The sequence below is a fragment of the Streptomyces noursei genome (assembly GCF_016917755.1).
In the GTDB taxonomy this organism is placed as follows: Bacteria; Actinomycetota; Actinomycetes; order Streptomycetales; family Streptomycetaceae; genus Streptomyces; species Streptomyces yunnanensis.
Map to the genome: position 1 here is coordinate 3037428 of NZ_CP070326.1, position 15028 is coordinate 3052455.

General features: G+C 71.2%; 10 protein-coding genes and 1 tRNA gene. 4 read left to right on the forward strand and 7 right to left on the reverse strand.

Annotated features, from left to right (window positions below; translation table 11 throughout):
• Positions 1-110: 110 nt before the first annotated feature.
• Entirely contained in the window at positions 111-800 is a 690-nt protein-coding gene (locus tag JNO44_RS13445) for an ANTAR domain-containing response regulator (RefSeq protein ID WP_073445058.1), read from the reverse strand.
• Between the two features lie 97 nt (positions 801-897).
• Between JNO44_RS13445 and JNO44_RS13450 the strand changes: the two genes are divergently transcribed.
• Both JNO44_RS13450 and JNO44_RS13455 read left to right on the forward strand, forming a co-directional pair.
• Positions 898-972: transfer RNA gene (locus tag JNO44_RS13450), tRNA-Leu, on the forward strand.
• A gap of 109 nt (positions 973-1081) precedes the next feature.
• Complete coding sequence (locus tag JNO44_RS13455; RefSeq protein ID WP_205364241.1) at positions 1082-1852, forward strand: transcriptional regulator; 771 nt, start codon at positions 1082-1084, stop codon at positions 1850-1852.
• A 72-nt stretch (positions 1853-1924) separates the two neighbouring features.
• Here JNO44_RS13455 and pyk read toward each other — a convergent pair whose 3' ends face one another.
• Together pyk and JNO44_RS13465 are read right to left on the reverse strand one after the other, a co-directional pair.
• Positions 1925-3367 carry a pyruvate kinase gene (pyk, locus tag JNO44_RS13460; RefSeq protein ID WP_205364242.1) on the reverse strand — a complete coding sequence of 481 codons (1443 nt, stop codon included), beginning with the start codon at positions 3365-3367 and terminating at the stop codon, positions 1925-1927.
• Between the two features lie 145 nt (positions 3368-3512).
• Positions 3513-4211 carry an SIMPL domain-containing protein gene (locus JNO44_RS13465; protein ID WP_205364243.1) on the reverse strand — a complete coding sequence of 233 codons (699 nt, stop codon included), beginning with the start codon at positions 4209-4211 and terminating at the stop codon, positions 3513-3515.
• A 224-nt stretch (positions 4212-4435) separates the two neighbouring features.
• Here JNO44_RS13465 and JNO44_RS13470 point away from each other — a divergent pair, with 224 nt between their 5' ends.
• Entirely contained in the window at positions 4436-6247 is a 1812-nt protein-coding gene (locus JNO44_RS13470) for a bifunctional metallophosphatase/5'-nucleotidase (RefSeq protein ID WP_205364245.1), read from the forward strand.
• Positions 6248-6365: 118 nt separating this feature from the next.
• On the opposite strand, the gene JNO44_RS13475 is transcribed toward JNO44_RS13470, so the two are convergent.
• The 4 genes from JNO44_RS13475 to JNO44_RS13490 form a co-directional block, all read right to left on the reverse strand.
• Entirely contained in the window at positions 6366-7802 is a 1437-nt protein-coding gene (locus JNO44_RS13475; protein WP_205364247.1) for a lysine N(6)-hydroxylase/L-ornithine N(5)-oxygenase family protein, read from the reverse strand.
• Positions 7799-9211, reverse strand: coding sequence for a pyridoxal phosphate-dependent decarboxylase family protein (locus JNO44_RS13480; RefSeq protein ID WP_205364250.1), 1413 nt, complete (start codon positions 9209-9211; stop codon positions 7799-7801). The genes JNO44_RS13475 and JNO44_RS13480 overlap by 4 nt, the downstream gene beginning before the upstream one ends.
• A 258-nt stretch (positions 9212-9469) precedes the next feature.
• Complete coding sequence (pepN, locus tag JNO44_RS13485) at positions 9470-12037, reverse strand: aminopeptidase N (RefSeq protein WP_205364252.1); 2568 nt, start codon at positions 12035-12037, stop codon at positions 9470-9472.
• Between the two features lie 112 nt (positions 12038-12149).
• Complete coding sequence (locus JNO44_RS13490; protein WP_205364253.1) at positions 12150-13025, reverse strand: helix-turn-helix domain-containing protein; 876 nt, start codon at positions 13023-13025, stop codon at positions 12150-12152.
• Positions 13026-13228: 203 nt separating this feature from the next.
• Between JNO44_RS13490 and JNO44_RS13495 the strand changes: the two genes are divergently transcribed.
• Positions 13229-15028 carry a beta-galactosidase gene (locus JNO44_RS13495; RefSeq protein ID WP_205364255.1) on the forward strand — a complete coding sequence of 600 codons (1800 nt, stop codon included), beginning with the start codon at positions 13229-13231 and terminating at the stop codon, positions 15026-15028.

Below are 15028 nucleotides of genomic sequence, written 5' to 3' on the forward strand. Positions count from 1 at the left end.
GTACGACGCCCACCCGCTCCCACCCACAAGGACATCGACGAACCCACAAAAAACGCCGACGGCGCCCACAGGCACCGCCGGCGATCAACCCCGGAACGGGACTTCCGAACCTACTGGCCCTTCCCCTGCTCCTTCGCCTGCTCCTTCTGCTGATCCTTCTGCTGCTGACGCTCCACCGCGTCCTGGATGACCGCCTCGGCCACCTGGTGCATCGACAGCCGCCGGTCCATCGACGTCTTCTGGATCCACCGGAACGCGGCCGGCTCCGTCAACCCGTACTGGGTCTGCAGAACACTCTTCGCCCGGTCCACCAGCTTCCGGGTCTCCAGCCGCTGGGTGAGGTCGGCGACCTCCTGCTCCAACGCCCTCAGCTCGGTGAAGCGCGACACCGCCATCTCGATCGCCGGCACGACGTCGCTCTTGCTGAACGGCTTCACCAGGTACGCCATGGCGCCCGCGTCCCGGGCCCGCTCCACCAGCTCGCGCTGCGAGAACGCGGTGAGCATCAGGACCGGCGCGATGCTCTCCTCGGCGATCTTCTCGGCCGCCGAGATGCCGTCCAGAATCGGCATCTTCACGTCCAGGATCACCAGATCGGGGCGGTGCTCGCGGGCCAGCTCCACGGCTTTCTGGCCGTCCCCGGCCTCACCGACGACGGTGTAGCCCTCCTCCTCCAGCATCTCCTTGAGGTCGAGGCGGATGAGTGCCTCGTCCTCGGCGATCACGACGCGCGTGGTCAGTGGCGGGACATGCGACTGATCGCCATCGGCGACAGGCTGCTGGGGCTCGGCGGCGCTCAAGGGGACTCCTCGTTCCAGGCAGGTGGTGCCCCATGAGCCTACCTAGCTCCTGTAAGGTGGTCCCACAGCAGGTAGGCGTTAGCCTTAGATTCCGCTGGCCCCGGTAGCCCAATTGGCAGCAGGCAATGGATTCAAAACCCATACAGTGTCGGTTCGAGTCCGACCCGGGGCACTTTACCTTCGATTCCAAGGTCACCCGAGATTCGCGGGGATTCGCTCGATAGGACGAACGACCGTCCGAGTGGGCTCTCGGAGGCCGCCTTCGCGTCATGGTCACCTCTGTGTACGACCGTGCAACCCGCGAGCGAGCTCTCGCCCTCGTAGCCCAAAGCCGCAGCCTCAACTCCGTCAGTAAGCAGACGGGAATATCACGCCACGCGATCCGGTCGTGGCAGCACCGGATCCAGCCAATCTCGCGCGCAGCGGCGTGCACCCGCTGCGAGCGGGAGCCACGCCCGCCCGACGCGACCGAGCCGTACGCCTACCTGCTCGGCCTCTACCTCGGTGACGGCTGCATCAGCCGTCAGCCCAGGGGCGGATACGCCCTGCGCATCGCGTGCGCGGATGCCTGGCCCGGACTGATCGCAGCGTGCCGAGAAGCGGTACGGGCAGTTCGCCCGATGAACAGCGTGTGCGTCGCGCAAAAAGAGGGCTGCGTCATGGTGACGAGTTACAGCCGGCACTGGCCATGCCTCTTCCCCCAGCACGGCCCCGGCAAGAAGCATGAGCGGCGGATCGTCCTCGAAGCCTGGCAGCAGCAGATCGTGGACGACCATCCGTGGGAGTTCCTCCGCGGGCTCATCCACTCTGATGGCTGCCGGATGACCAACTGGACAACCCGTGTGGTCGGTGGCGAGCGCAAGCGCTACGAGTATCCGCGGTACTTCTTCACCAACATGTCCACCGACATCATCCGTCTCTATACGGAGACGCTCGACAAGGTCGGCGTCGCATGGAAGCCCACGCGGCAATGCCGTAAAGCGGAGAACATCTCCGTGGCCCGCAAAGCCTCCGTGGCGCTCATGGACCAACACATCGGGCCGAAGTACTGACAGGGACGACAGTCAGGTACCTCGGCCCAGCTCTTCGTGGTGCGGTGTGTCGCAGTGTGTGGTGGCGCGGGGTTACCGCGGGGGGTGGATGTCGTCCTCGCCGATGTGGTGGACGCGGACGAGGTTGGTGGAGCCGGGGACCCCGGGCGGGGAGCCGGCGGTGATGATGACGACGTCGCCCTTCTTGCAGCGGCCGATCTTCAGGAGTTGCTCGTCGACCTGGGCGACCATCTCGTCGGTGGAGTCGACGGTGGGGCCGAGGAAGGTCTCCACGCCCCAGGTGAGGTTGAGTTGGGAGCGGGTGGCGGGGTCGGGGGTGAAGGCGAGGAGGGGGATGGGCGAGCGGTAGCGGGAGAGGCGGCGGACGGTGTCGCCGGACTGGGTGAAGGCGACGAGGAACTTGGCGCCGAGGAAGTCGCCCATCTCGGCGGCGGCTCGGGCGACGGCGCCGCCCTGGGTGCGGGGCTTGCTGCGTTCGGTCAGCGGCGGGAGTCCCTTGGCGAGGATGTCCTCCTCGGCGGCCTCGACGATGCGGCTCATGGTGCGGACCGTCTCGGTGGGGAACTTGCCGACGCTGGTCTCGCCGGAGAGCATCACGGCGTCGGTGCCGTCGATGACCGCGTTGGCCACGTCGCTCGCCTCGGCCCTGGTGGGGCGGGAGTTGTCGATCATCGAGTCGAGCATCTGGGTGGCGACGATGACTGGTTTGGCGTTGCGCTTGGCGAGTTTGATGGCGCGCTTCTGGACGATCGGCACGGTTTCCAGGGGCATTTCGACGCCGAGGTCGCCGCGGGCGACCATGATGCCGTCGAAGGCGGCGACGATGTCGTCGATGTTCTCGACGGCCTGGGGCTTTTCGACCTTGGCGATGACGGGGAGGTGGCGGTCCTCCTCGCGCATGATGCGGTGGACGTCCTCGATGTCGCGACCGCTGCGGACGAAGGAGAGGGCGATCACGTCGGCGCCGTAGCGCAGGGCCCAGCGAAGGTCGTCCTGGTCCTTGGTGGAGAGGGCGGGGACGGAGACGGCGACGCCGGGGAGGTTGAGTCCCTTGTGGTCGGAGACCATGCCTCCTTCGATGACCTTGGTGTGGACGCGGGGTCCTTCGACGGCGGTGACTTCGAGGGTGACCTTGCCGTCGTCGACGAGGATGCGTTCGCCGGGGGTGACGTCGCCGGCGAGGCCGGGGTAGGTGGTGCCGCAGGTCTGTCGGTCGCCTTCGATGCCGTCTTCGACGGTGATGGTGAAGGTGTCGTCGCGTTCAAGGAGTACGGGGCCTTCGCGGAATCGGCCCAGGCGGATCTTCGGGCCTTGAAGGTCGGCGAGGATTCCGACGCTGCGGCGGGATTCTTCGGATGCTTTGCGGACCCGGTCGAAGCGCGCTTCGTGGTCGGCGTAGGTGCCGTGGCTGAGGTTGAAGCGGGCGATGTCCATTCCGGCGTCGACGAGGGCTTTGATCTGCTCGTACGAGTCGGTGGCGGGTCCCAGTGTGCAGACGATCTTTGCTCGGCGCATGGTTCGACCCTATGACTTACCCGGCGGTAGGGAACTGTGGAGACATGACTGCTCAACGACCGCTTGGTGAAAGGCTGTTGACAAGTTTTGGAATGGGCGCGAAGCCGCTCCGATGAGCGGAAATTCGGCTTCGCGGGGTGTCGTCTCACAGTGCGGGACGGGTCATGGTGAAGCGTGCGTTGACGCTGGCGTGGACGGTCTGGCGGCGGGGTTCGAGGTCGAGGGCGGGGGCGGATTCGAGGGTGCCGCCGCGGGCGCCGGCGGGGGCCGCGAAGCCGTAGCCCTGTTGGTGGGGCTGGCTCTCGGCGCCGACGTCGGCGATTTCAAGGACGGCGTCGAGGTGGGCGCCGAGGGCCTCGGCGTACTCGCGGGCGCGTTGGACGGCTTCGTGGACGGCTTGGGTGCGGGCGCTGCGGTGGGCGGGCGAGTCGGGGCGGAGGGCCCACCAGGGGCCGTCGACGCGGGTGAGTTCGAGGTCGGCGAGGCGGGTGGTGAGTTCGCCGAGGGCGGTGAAGTCGTTGAGGGTGGCGGTGAGGGTGACGCGTCCGTGGTAGGCGCGGATGCGTTCGTGGCGGCCTTTGTCGGTGAGTTCGGGGGTGAGGGTGAAGCTGCCGGTTTCGAGTTGTTCGACGGCGTCGGCGTAGCTCTTGATGAGGGTGAGGGCGTGTTCGTTGCGGCGGGTGAGGTCGGTGAGGGCGGTGGTGCGGTCGGTGCCGCGGGCACTGATGGTGACGGTGATGCGGGCGATTTCGGGGTCGACTTCGAGGCGGGCTTCGCCGCGGACGGCGAGGCGGGGGGCGTCGGGGGTGCCGTAGGGGAGGGCGGGGGCGGTGGGGTCGGTCATGGGTGGGGGGGTGTCCTTTCGGTGCTGGGGTCGGGGTGGTGGGGCCGGGGTTGCAGGGTTGCACAGGGGGCGGGGTGGGGGTGGTCATCGGATCGCCCTCTGCGGGGGGTGTTGCGCGGGGGGCGGCTGGGCCAGAATCTACGCGCGTTGCCCGGACCGGGTGTCCGGGGCGGTCGTGCGCGGTGTGCGCATGGACATCTGCCGTGTTCTTTCTGGGAGTTGGTATGACGTTCGACCGGAGGAAGTTCCTGGGTGGTTCCGTGGTGACGGGGGCGGGGGTGGTGCTCGCGGGGGCGGGTGTGCCGGCGGCGTCCGCGTCGGCGGTGCCGGTCCGGGAGGAGGGCGGTGCGGGCCGGGGGCGGTACGCGTTCACGGTGATGGGGACGACGGACCTGCACGGGAACGTCTTCAACTGGGATTACGCCACGAACGCCGAGTTCGACGACAAGGACCACAACGATGTGGGGCTGGCGAAGATTTCCACGCTGGTGAATGACGTCCGCCGGGCGAAGGGGCGGGAGAACACCCTGCTGATCGACGCGGGTGACACCATTCAGGGGACGCAGCTGGCGTATTACTACGCGAAGGTGGATCCGATCACCGGTCCGCATGGTCCGGTGCATCCGATGGCCCGGGCGATGAACACGATGGGCTATGACGCGGCGGCGCTGGGGAATCACGAGTTCAATTACGGGATTCCGGTGCTGCGGAAGTTCGAGGAGAGCTGCCGTTTTCCGCTGCTGGGGGCGAACGCGGTGGACGCCAGGACGCTGCGGCCGGCGTTCCGGCCGTATGTGATCAAGCGGTTGCGGACGCCGCGGGGGCGGGATGTGCGGGTGGCGGTGCTGGGTCTGACGAATCCGGGGATCGCGATCTGGGACAGGGCGAATGTGCAGGGGAAGCTGGCGTTTCCGGGGCTTGAGGAGCAGGCCGCGAAGTGGGTGCCGAAGTTGCGGTCGATGGGTGCCGATGTGGTGATCGTGGCGGCGCATTCGGGGGCCAGCGGCACGTCGTCGTACGGGGATCAGTTGCCGTATGTGGAGAACGCGGCGGCGTTGGTGGCGGAGCAGGTGCCGGGGATCGATGCGATTTTGGTGGGGCATGCGCATGTGGAGATCCCGGAGCGGCGGGTGGTGAACAAGGCGACCGGCCGGGAGGTGGTGTTGTCGGAGCCGTTGAAGTGGGGGCAGCGGTTGACGTGCTTCGACGTGGAGGTGGAGTGGCGTCGGGGCCGTTGGGCGGTGGCGTCGGTGGCGTCGAAGGTGCTGAATTCCAATGCTGTGGCGGAGGATCCGCGGATCACGGGGATGCTGCGGGCGGAGCACGCCAAGGTCGTGGCGTATGTGAACCGGGTGATCGGGAAGTCGAAGGCGGAGATGTCGGCGGCCGAGGCGCCGGTGAAGGACACGCCGATTCTGGATTTCATCGCGTTCGTGCAGGCGGAGGCGGTGCGTAAGGCGCTGTCCGGGTCGGCGAACGCGTCGTTGCCGGTGTTGTCGCAGGCGTCGTGTTTTTCTCGGTCGGCGACGGTCCCGGTCGGGGATGCGTCGATCCGGTCGATGGCGGCGCTGTATCCGTTCGACAACACGTTGGAGGCACGGGTGTTGACGGGGAAGCAGTTGCGGGAGTACCTGGAGTTCTCGGCACGCTATTACGTGCAGACGGCGCCGGGGGGCCCGGTGGATCCGTCGCGGATCACCAATGCGGACGGTACGCCGGATTACAACTACGACGCGGTGAGCGGGGTTTCGTACGAGATCGATATTGCGCAGCCGGTGGGTCGGCGGATCGGGAAGTTGATGTTCGGGGGGAAGCCGGTGGCGGATGCCGCGCGGTTCGTGCTGGCGGTGAACAACTACCGGGCGAGCGGGGGTGGTGGTTTTCCGCATGTGGCGTCGGCCGAGCAGGTGTGGTCGACGTCGGAGGAGATCCGGAATCTGATCATCGCGTGGGTGGAGGCGAGTGGGGTGATCGATCCGGCGGCGTTCGCTTCGGTGGAGTGGAAGCTGACGCGGGAGGGGGTGCCGGTGTTCTAGGGCCTGTCCGGCTCTGAGGCGCGGGACGGCCCTTGGGGCTGTGTCGTTGTGGTGCGGCGGCCCGCCCCTCTCCCCCCGTCCGGGTTGGTTCGGTCGGGGTGGGGAGGGGCGGTGGCGTTCAGTGGCGCGGGACGAGCGTGGAGCCCTGGCGGGGGACGGTGCCGGTGCGGCGGGTCGGGGGGTGGGCGAGGCCGAAGGTGGTGAAGGCGGTGCGGTGCGGGAGGGGGTAGGTGGGCTTGGCGGTCAGGGAGTTGAGGATGGTGGCGCTGCGCCAGGCGGCGAGGCCGAGGTCGGGGGTGCCGACGCCGTGGGTGTGGCGTTCGGCGTTTTGGACGTAGAGGGAGCCGGTGATGGCGGGGTCGAGGACGAGGCGGTGGTGTTCGTCGATGCGGGGGCGTTCGGAGGCGTCGCGGCGGAGGTAGGGGTCGAGGGCGGCGAGGAGGGTGTCGAGGCGGCGTTCGCGGTAGCCGGTGGCGAGGACGACGGCGTCGGTGGTGAGGCGGGAGCGGCTGCCTTGTTGGGCGTGTTCGAGGTGGAGTTCGACTTTGGTGGTGCCGACGCGGCCGGCGGTGCGGACCTGGACGCCGGGGGTGAGGACGGCGTTGGGCCAGCCGCCGTCGAGGGTGCGGCGGTAGAGCTCGTCGTGGATGGCGGCGAGGGTGTCGTGGTCGATGCCCTTGTAGAGCTGCCATTGGGCGGGGAGGAGCTCGTCGCGGGCGCGTTCGGGGAGGGCGTGGAAGTAGCGGGTGTAGTCGGGAGTGAAGTGTTCCAGGCCGAGTTTGCTGTATTCCATGGGCGCGAAGGCGGGGGTGCGGGCGAGCCAGTGGAGGTTTTCGCGGCCGGTGGGGCGGGCGCGGAGTTGGTCGAGGAAGATCTCCGCGCCTGATTGGCCGGCGCCGATGACGGTGAGGTGGTCGGCGGCGAGGAGGCGTTCGCGGTGGTCGAGGTAGTCGGCGGAGTGGATGACGGGGACGGTGGGGGCCTCGGCGAGGGGGCGAAGGGGGACGGGGATGTGGGGTGCGGTGCCGATGCCGAGGACGAGGTTGCGGGCGTAGGTGCGGCCGAGGGCTTCGGCTTCGCCGTCGGCGTCGAGTTGGGTGAAGTCGATTTCGAAGAGGTTGCGTTCGTGGTTCCAGCGGACGGCGTCGATGTGGTGGCCGAAGTGGAGGGAGGGGAGGTTTTCGCTGACCCAGCGGCAGTAGGCGTCGTATTCGGCGCGGTGGATGTGGAAGCGCTCGGCGAAGTAGAAGGGGAAGAGGCGTTCGCAGGTTTTGAGGTAGTTGAGGAAGGTCCAGGGGCTGGCGGGGTCGGCGAGGGTGACGAGGTCGGCGAGGAAGGGGACTTGGAGGGTGGCGCCGTCGATGAGGAGGCCGGGGTGCCAGTGGAAGGCGGGGTGCTGGTCGTAGAAGGCGGTGCGGAGTTGGGTGAGGGGGTGGGCGAGGGCGGCGAGGGAGAGGTTGAAGGGGCCGATGCCGATGCCGGCGAGGTCGAGGGGTTGGTCGGGGCCGGGGGTGTCGGTGGCGGTGCCGGGCTCGGTGTGCGGAGGGGTGTTCATCGGGGGGTGTGGCCTTCCACGAGTTTGAGGAGGGTGGTGAGGTCTCCGGGTTGGGTGTGGGGGTTGAGGAGGGTGGCTTTGAGCCAGAGGCCGGTGGCGGTGGTGGCACGGCCGAGGACGGCGTGGCCTTCGGTGAGCAGGGTGCGGCGGATGGTGGCGAGGGTGGCGTCGTCGGCGCCGTGGGGGCGGAAGAGGACGGTGGTGAGGGTGGGGCGGGAGTGGAGTTCGTAGCCGGGGTGGGCATCGATGAGGTCGGCGAGGGTGCGGGCGGCGGTGAGGGTGCGGTCGACGAGGTCGCCCAGGCCCTGGCGGCCGAGGGCCTTGAGGGTGACGGCGATCTTGAGGATGTCGGGGCGGCGGGTGGTGCGCAGGGAGCGGCCCAGGAGGTCGGGGAGGCCGGCTTCGGTGTCGTCGGCGGCGTTGAGGTAGTCGGCCTGGTGGGCGAGGGGGGTGAGGGTGGTCGGGGTGGGTACGGCGAGGAGGCCGGCGGCGACGGGTTGCCAGCCGAGTTTGTGCAGGTCGAGGGTGACGGTGTGGGCGCGGTCGAGGCCGGTCAGGGCGGTGCGGTGGGTGTCGCTGAAGAGGAGCGGGCCGCCGTAGGAGGCGTCGATGTGGAAGCGGGCGCCGTGTTTGTCGGCGAGGTCGGCGAGGGCCGGGAGGGGGTCCAGGGCGCCGGCGTCGGTGGTGCCCGCGGTGGCGGTGAGGAGCACGTGACCGGTGCGGCCGGCGAGTTCGGCGAGGCAGGTGTGGACGGTGGCGGGGTCGAGGGTGCCGTCGGGGGTGGGGAGGGTGAGGGGTTCGGGGAGGCCGAGGAGCCAGGCCGCGCGGTGGATGCTGTGGTGGGCGTTGGCGCCGCAGACGATCTGTAGGGGGCCGCTGGTGTGCGGTGGGCGGGGGGCTTCGCGGGCGAGCAGGACGGCGAGTTGGTTGGACTCGGTGCCGCCGGTGGTGACCAGGGCGTCGGGCTGGTCGGCCGCGGGGTAGACGAGGCCGGCGAGGGCGCGGGCGGTGAGGACTTCGAGTTCGGAGGCGGCCGGGGCCTGGTCCCAGGAGTCCATGGAGGGGTTGAGGGCGCCGGCGGCGAGGTCGGCGGCGGTGGCCAGCGCCAGTGGGGGGCAGTGCAGGTGGGCGGCGCAGTGCGGGTCGGCGGGGTCGGCTGCGCCGGCGGCGAGGGTGTGGACGAGGGTGCGCAGTGCGGTGTGCGGGCCGGCGCCCTGTTCGGGGAGGAGGGGGAGGCAGGCGTCGCGGACGGCCCGGGCGACGGCGTCCGGGCCGCCGGGTGGGAGGGGGCCGGAGCGGTCCTGGGCGCCGGTGGTGAGGGCGTCGAGGACGGTGTCGAGGAAGGGGCGGAGTGCGCGGGGGCCGTCGGCGCCGCCTGCAAGGGCGGTGCCGGCAGGGGCGACTGACATCAAGGGGCTCTTCTTCAAAGGGAGTTGGGTGCATGGGCACCGGGTCTTAGGCCGCCCTAAGTTACTGTCCCGGTACGGCGGGTATCCACCCGTTGCGCCGGTATCACCCGTTCGTGGGATGGCTGTCCCGCAGGTGTTCGGTTGCCTGCGGTCTTGCGCACCGTCGAGGAACGGGTGCCGGGCAGGTGCCGCGGAGGTGGCGCGGGTGCCGTCGGCGGCCCCTGTGGGCCGACGGCACCCGCGCTCCGCGCGCCCGGGCTAGCTCGCGTTGGCCGCCAGCACCTTCAACGCCCTTCGCAGGTCGTCCAGTTGGTCGTCGAGGGTGCGTCGCAGGGCCGGTGTCGGGTCGCCCTCGGCCAGGCAGCGCTCGCCGTGGCGGAGGGTGGCGTCCTCGACGAGGACGGCGGGGAAGGCGTACCGTCCGGCGGCCTTGGCGAGGGCGGGTCCGCGGCGGGCGGCGAGGGCGGGGACCTCGGCGAAGTAGCGGGCGACGTAGGGGCGGAGCAGGTCCTGCTGCTCGGGGGCCCAGAAGCCGGTGGCGGTGGCGGTGAAGAGGTAGTTGGAGAGTGCGGACTCCTCGTCGGTGGTGAACAGGGCGTCCCAGGCGGCCTGTTTGGCGGCCGGGTCGGGGAGTGCGGCGCGGCAGCGGGCGGCGCCCTCCTGGCCGGTGGCGCTCTGGTCGCGGGCGAGTTCGGCGGCGATGGCGGCGTCGAGTTCGTCGATGGGTGCGGCGCCGAGGGTGGCGAGCCGGCCGAGGATGCGCCAGCGCAGTTCATGGTCGAGGTCGGGGCCGCCGGGGACGCTGCCGTCGTGGAGCCATTCCTGGATGCTCTCGGGGCCGGTGGCGCTGTCGATGAAGGCGCGGACGGCGGTCAGTCGCAGTCCGGCTTCGGGACCGTGGCCGGGGCCTTCGGTGCGGCGCAGGAGGTCGCGGCTGAGGGCGGTGAGGGTGGTCAGGGCGGTGTGTCGGGCGGTGCGGGGGCCGCCTTGTGCGTGCGGGGGCGGGGAGGGGAGGTAGCGGTCGGCGATCTGGGTGCGGGCGAAGGCGAGGACGCCCTGGACGATGGCGAGGTCGGTCTCGTGCGGGAGGTGGGTGCGGGCGGCGTCCAGGTAGGCGGTGGGCGGCAGTTCGCCGTCGCGGACCAGGTCGCGGGCGGCGTTCCAGACGACGGCGCGGGTCAGCGGGTCGGGCAGTCCGGACAGGGCGCGGGCGGCGGTTTCCCAGGAGGCGGCGTCGAAGCGGACCTTGGCGTAGGTGACGTCGCCGTCGTTGAGGACGACGAGGGCGGGGGCGGCCTTGGGGAAGGTGTGGCGGGTGGGGTGGCCGTCGGCCGGGATGTCCACGTCGAAGCGGTCGCGCAGGGCCAGCCGGTCGGGGTGGCCGGGGTCCGGGTCGTAGGCGCCGACGGCGATGCGGTGCGGGCGGTCGCCGGTGTGCGCGATGTCCAGGTGCCAGGTGCCGGGTTCCTCGGCGACGGCCGGGGTGAGGGTGTCGACGCCGGTGGTGCGCAGCCAGCGCTCGGCCCAGGCGTGGACGTCGCGGTCGGTGGAGCGGGCCAGGGAGTCGATGAAGTCGGCGAGGGTGGCGTTGCCGAAGCGGTGTCGGGCGAAGTGGTCGTTGATGCCGGCGAGGAAGTCCTTCTCCCCCATCCAGGCGACGAGTTGGCGCAGTGCGGAGGCGCCCTTGGCGTAGGAGATGCCGTCGAAGTTGAGGAGGGCGGAGGCGGTGTCGGGGACGTCCTGGGGGGCCGGGGCGACGGGGTGGGTGGAGGGGCGCTGGTCGGCGTCGTAGCCCCAGCCCTTGCGGGCGATGGCGAAGTCGGTCCAGGTGTCGGTGAAGCGGGTGGCTTCGGAGAGCACCTGGTAGCCCATGTACTCGGCGAAGGACTCGTTCAGCCAGATGTCGTCCCACCACTGGAGGGTGACGAGGTCGCCGAACCACATGTGCGCCATCTCGTGGGCGATGACCATGCCGCGGGTCTGGCGCTCGGTGTCGGTGACGGCGGAGCGGAAGACGAATTCGTCGCGGAAGGTGACCAGGCCGGGGTTCTCCATGGCACCGGCGTTGAACTCGGGGACGAACGCCTGGTCGTAGGAGTCGAAGGGGTAGGGCTCCTGGAAGATCTGGTGGTAGCGGTCGTAGCAGCGGCGGGTGAGGTCGAGGATCTCCTCGGCGTCGGCGTCGAGGTGGGGGGCGAGGCTGGCCCGGCAGTGGATGCCGAAGGGGAGGCCGGCGTGTTCGGTGCGGACGGAGTGCCAGGGGCCGCCGGCGACGGCGACGAGGTAGGTGCTGATGCGCGGGGTGGTGGCGGTCCGCCAGGTGCCGTCGGGGAGTTGTTCGGTGCGGCCGTTGGCGAGCACGGTCCAGGTGGGCGGGGCGGTGACGGTCAGCGCGAAGGTGGCTTTGAGGTCGGGCTGGTCGAAGGCGCCGAAGACGCGTTGGACGTCGTCCATGAAGAGCTGGGTGTAGACGTAGCTCTCGCCGTCGGCGGGGTCGGTGAAGCGGTGCATGCCCTCGCCGGTGCGGGAGTAGCGCATGGTGGCGTCGAGGCGCAGTTCGTGGGGGCCGGGGGTCAGGCCGGTCAGCGGCAGGCGGTTGTCGTCGAGGGCGGCGGGGTCCAGGGGGTGGCCGTCGAGGGTGGCGGTGTGGAGTGCGGCGGGTCTGATCTCGACGAAGGTGTCGCCGGCCGTGCGGGCGGTGAAGCGGACGGTGGTGCGGGAGGCGAACTCCTCGTCGCCGTGGGTGAGATCGAGGGCGATCTCGTAGTGGTCGACGTGGAGGAGTTGGGCGCGGGCTTCGGCTTCGGGACGCTGGAGTACGGGCATGCCGTGCAGCTTCCCACGTCGGGGTTGGGGTGGTGCGGGGTATTTCGGCGGGCGGGGTCGGGTGCGCTCGGCGACGCCGGGCGGGGTGTGCCGGGGGTGGTGGGCGGCGGCGTCATTCCACCCTCGGGGGGTGGGCGGGGTCGGGTATCTGGGTCGACCAGCCGCCGGGGACGCGGCGGTTCTGGCGGTCGCGGAAGCGGGCCGGGGCGAGGCCGACGCGGCGGGTGAACAGGCGGCTGAAGTAGGCGGGGTCGTCGTAGCCGACGCGGCGGGCGACGGCGGCGACGGGGAGTTCGGTGGCGACGAGGAGTTCCTTGGCGCGGCCCAGGCGGATGCCGAGGAGGTAGTCCTTGGGGCTGCAGCCGGCTCCGCGGCGCACCGCGGTGCGCAGTTCGGCGGGGGTCATGCCGTGGCGGGCGGCGTGTTCGGCGACCGAGAGCGGGAGGAAGGCGTCGCGGGCGAGGGCGGCCAGGACGGGTTCGCCGTCGGCGTCGGTGTCGGCGCGGGCGCGGCGCAGGGCGACGAGGAGTTCGTGGACGGCGGCGGCGGTCTCGACGTCCAGGAGGGGGTTGCCGCGGCGGGCGGCTCGGGCGATGCGGCCGATCGCGGTGCGGGCGGGGCCGGTGTCGGCGAGCGGGACGAGGGGGTGGTGCGGGTCGATGTAGCCGAGTTCGGTGTAGGTGGCGGCGGCGGGGCCGGTGAAGTCGACGAAGCTTTCGTCCCAGCCGGTGTCGGGGTCGGCGCCGTAGTGGTGGGGGACGTCGGGGAGGAGCCAGAGGAGGGCGGGGGCGGTGACGGTGTGGCGGTGGCCGTCGGGGGTGGTGAGCCAGCCGCGGCCGGCGCTGATGACGACGGCGACGTGGTGGTCGAGGGTGCGGGGTCCGACGGGGGGCAGGGTGCCGTGTTGCAGGCCGACGCCCAGGCAGACCAGGCCGAGCCGGTGGTGGAGCGGGCTGGGGGTGAAGTAGCGCATCCAGGTGTGGTACATGCCGGCGGGCCTCCCGTCGCCGTGCGCCGCCGCACCGTCCGTACGGCGGCGGTCCGCCACTGTGTCCGGACGGCCGACCGGCCTGCCGCGGTGTCGATCCGTCCAACGGGCATCGATCTTTGTCCATAGACCGGCGGGCCGCCAGGGGGCGAGGGTGTGGGCGATCGGGGGCGGGCGGGGCGTGACGATCCGGGAGGCGTGCGGTGCGGTTTGCCGTTGGGGAGCGGGACTTCGAGGTGGACGGGCGGCCGGTGCGGCTGCTGTCCGGGGCGTTGCACTACTTCCGGGTGCACGAGGCGCAGTGGGGGCATCGGCTGGCGATGTTGCGGGCGATGGGGCTGAACTGTGTGGAGACGTACGTGCCGTGGAACTGGCACGAGTCGCGGCCGGGCGAGATGCGGGACGTCGGGGCGCTGGGGCGGTTCCTGGACGCGGCGGGAGCGGCGGGGTTGTGGGCGATCGTGCGGCCGGGTCCGTACATCTGCGCGGAGTGGGAGAACGGGGGGTTGCCGGCGTGGTTGACGGGGGCGTTGGGGCGGCGGGTGCGGACCCGGGACGCGGCGTTCCTGCGGGCGGTGGACGGCTGGTGGGAGGTGCTGTTGCCGCAGGTGGTGGCGCGGCAGTGCGACCGGGGTGGGCCGGTGGTGCTGGTCCAGGTGGAGAACGAGTACGGGTCGTACGGGTCGGATGCCGCGTATCTGGCGCATCTGGCAGGGCGGTTGCGCGAGTTGGGGGTGACGGTGCCGCTGTGTACGTCGGACGGGGCGGAGGACCACATGCTGACCGGCGGGAGCGTGCCGGGGGTGTTGGCGACGGTCAATTTCGGGTCGGGGGCGCGGGCGGCGTTCGCGGCGTTGCGCCGGCATCGGGCGCGGGGGCCGTTGATGTGCATGGAGTTCTGGTGCGGGTGGTTCGCGCACTGGGGGCGGGCGGGGGTGCCGCGGGCGGCGCGGGACGCGGCGGCGGCGCTGCGGGAGGTGTTGGAGTGCGGGGCGTCGGTGAATGTGTACATGGCACACGGCGGGACGAGCTTCGGTGGTTGGGCGGGGGCGAACCGGGCGGGTGAGCTGCAGGACGGGGCGTTGTTGCCGACGGTGACGTCGTACGACTACGGGGCGCCGGTGGACGAGCGGGGGCGTCCGACGGAGAAGTTCTGGCGGATGCGGGAGGTGCTGGCCCCGTTCGCGGAGGGGCCGCTGCCGGCGGTGCCGGAGCCTGAGCCGGTGGTGGCGGGGCCGCTGGAGGTGGCGCTGTCGGGGTGGCTGTCGGTGGATGCGCTGGTGGCGGCGTTGGGGGATCCGGAGGTGTGCGCGGGGGTGCCGCCGACGTTCGAGGAGTTGGGGGTGGATCGGGGGGTGGTGCGGTATCGGGTGGCGGTGCCGGGGCCGCGGCGGCCGTATCCACTGCGGGTGGTGGGGTTGCGGGACCGGGCCGTGACGGTGGTGGACGGGGTGCGGGGGCCGGTGCTGGTGGAGGACGGCTCGCCCGAGGGCGCCGACGGCGGCGGCACGGTGCTGGGGCCGGTGCCGGGCCCGGCGGAGGTGGAGCTGTGGGTGGAGTCGCTGGGGCGGGTCAATTACGGGCCGCGGCTGGGTGAGGCGAAGGGCATCACGGGCGGGGTGCTGCACGAGCGGCAGTATCTGCACGGGGTGCGGGCGCAGGGGTTGCGGCTGGCGGTGCTGGAGGGGGCGGCGGGGGCCGTGGCGGTGGCCGGCCTGGGGTTCGGTGCGCCGGCGGCGGGGGCGCGGGGGTTGCACCGGGGCACGGTGACGGTGCCGGCGGGCGGGGTGGGGGATGCGGTGCTGGAGTTGGAGGGGTGGACGCGGGGGTTCGTGTGGGTGGGGGGCTTTCCGGTGGGGCGGTACTGGTCGGTGGGGCCGCAGCGGGGGTTGTTCGTGCCGGGCCCGGTGTTGCGGGAGGGGGCGAACGAGGTGTTGGTGCTGGAGTTGGAGGGGCCGGAGGGCGCCGACGGGGCCGCGGGGGCGCCGCGGCTGGTGCCGTGA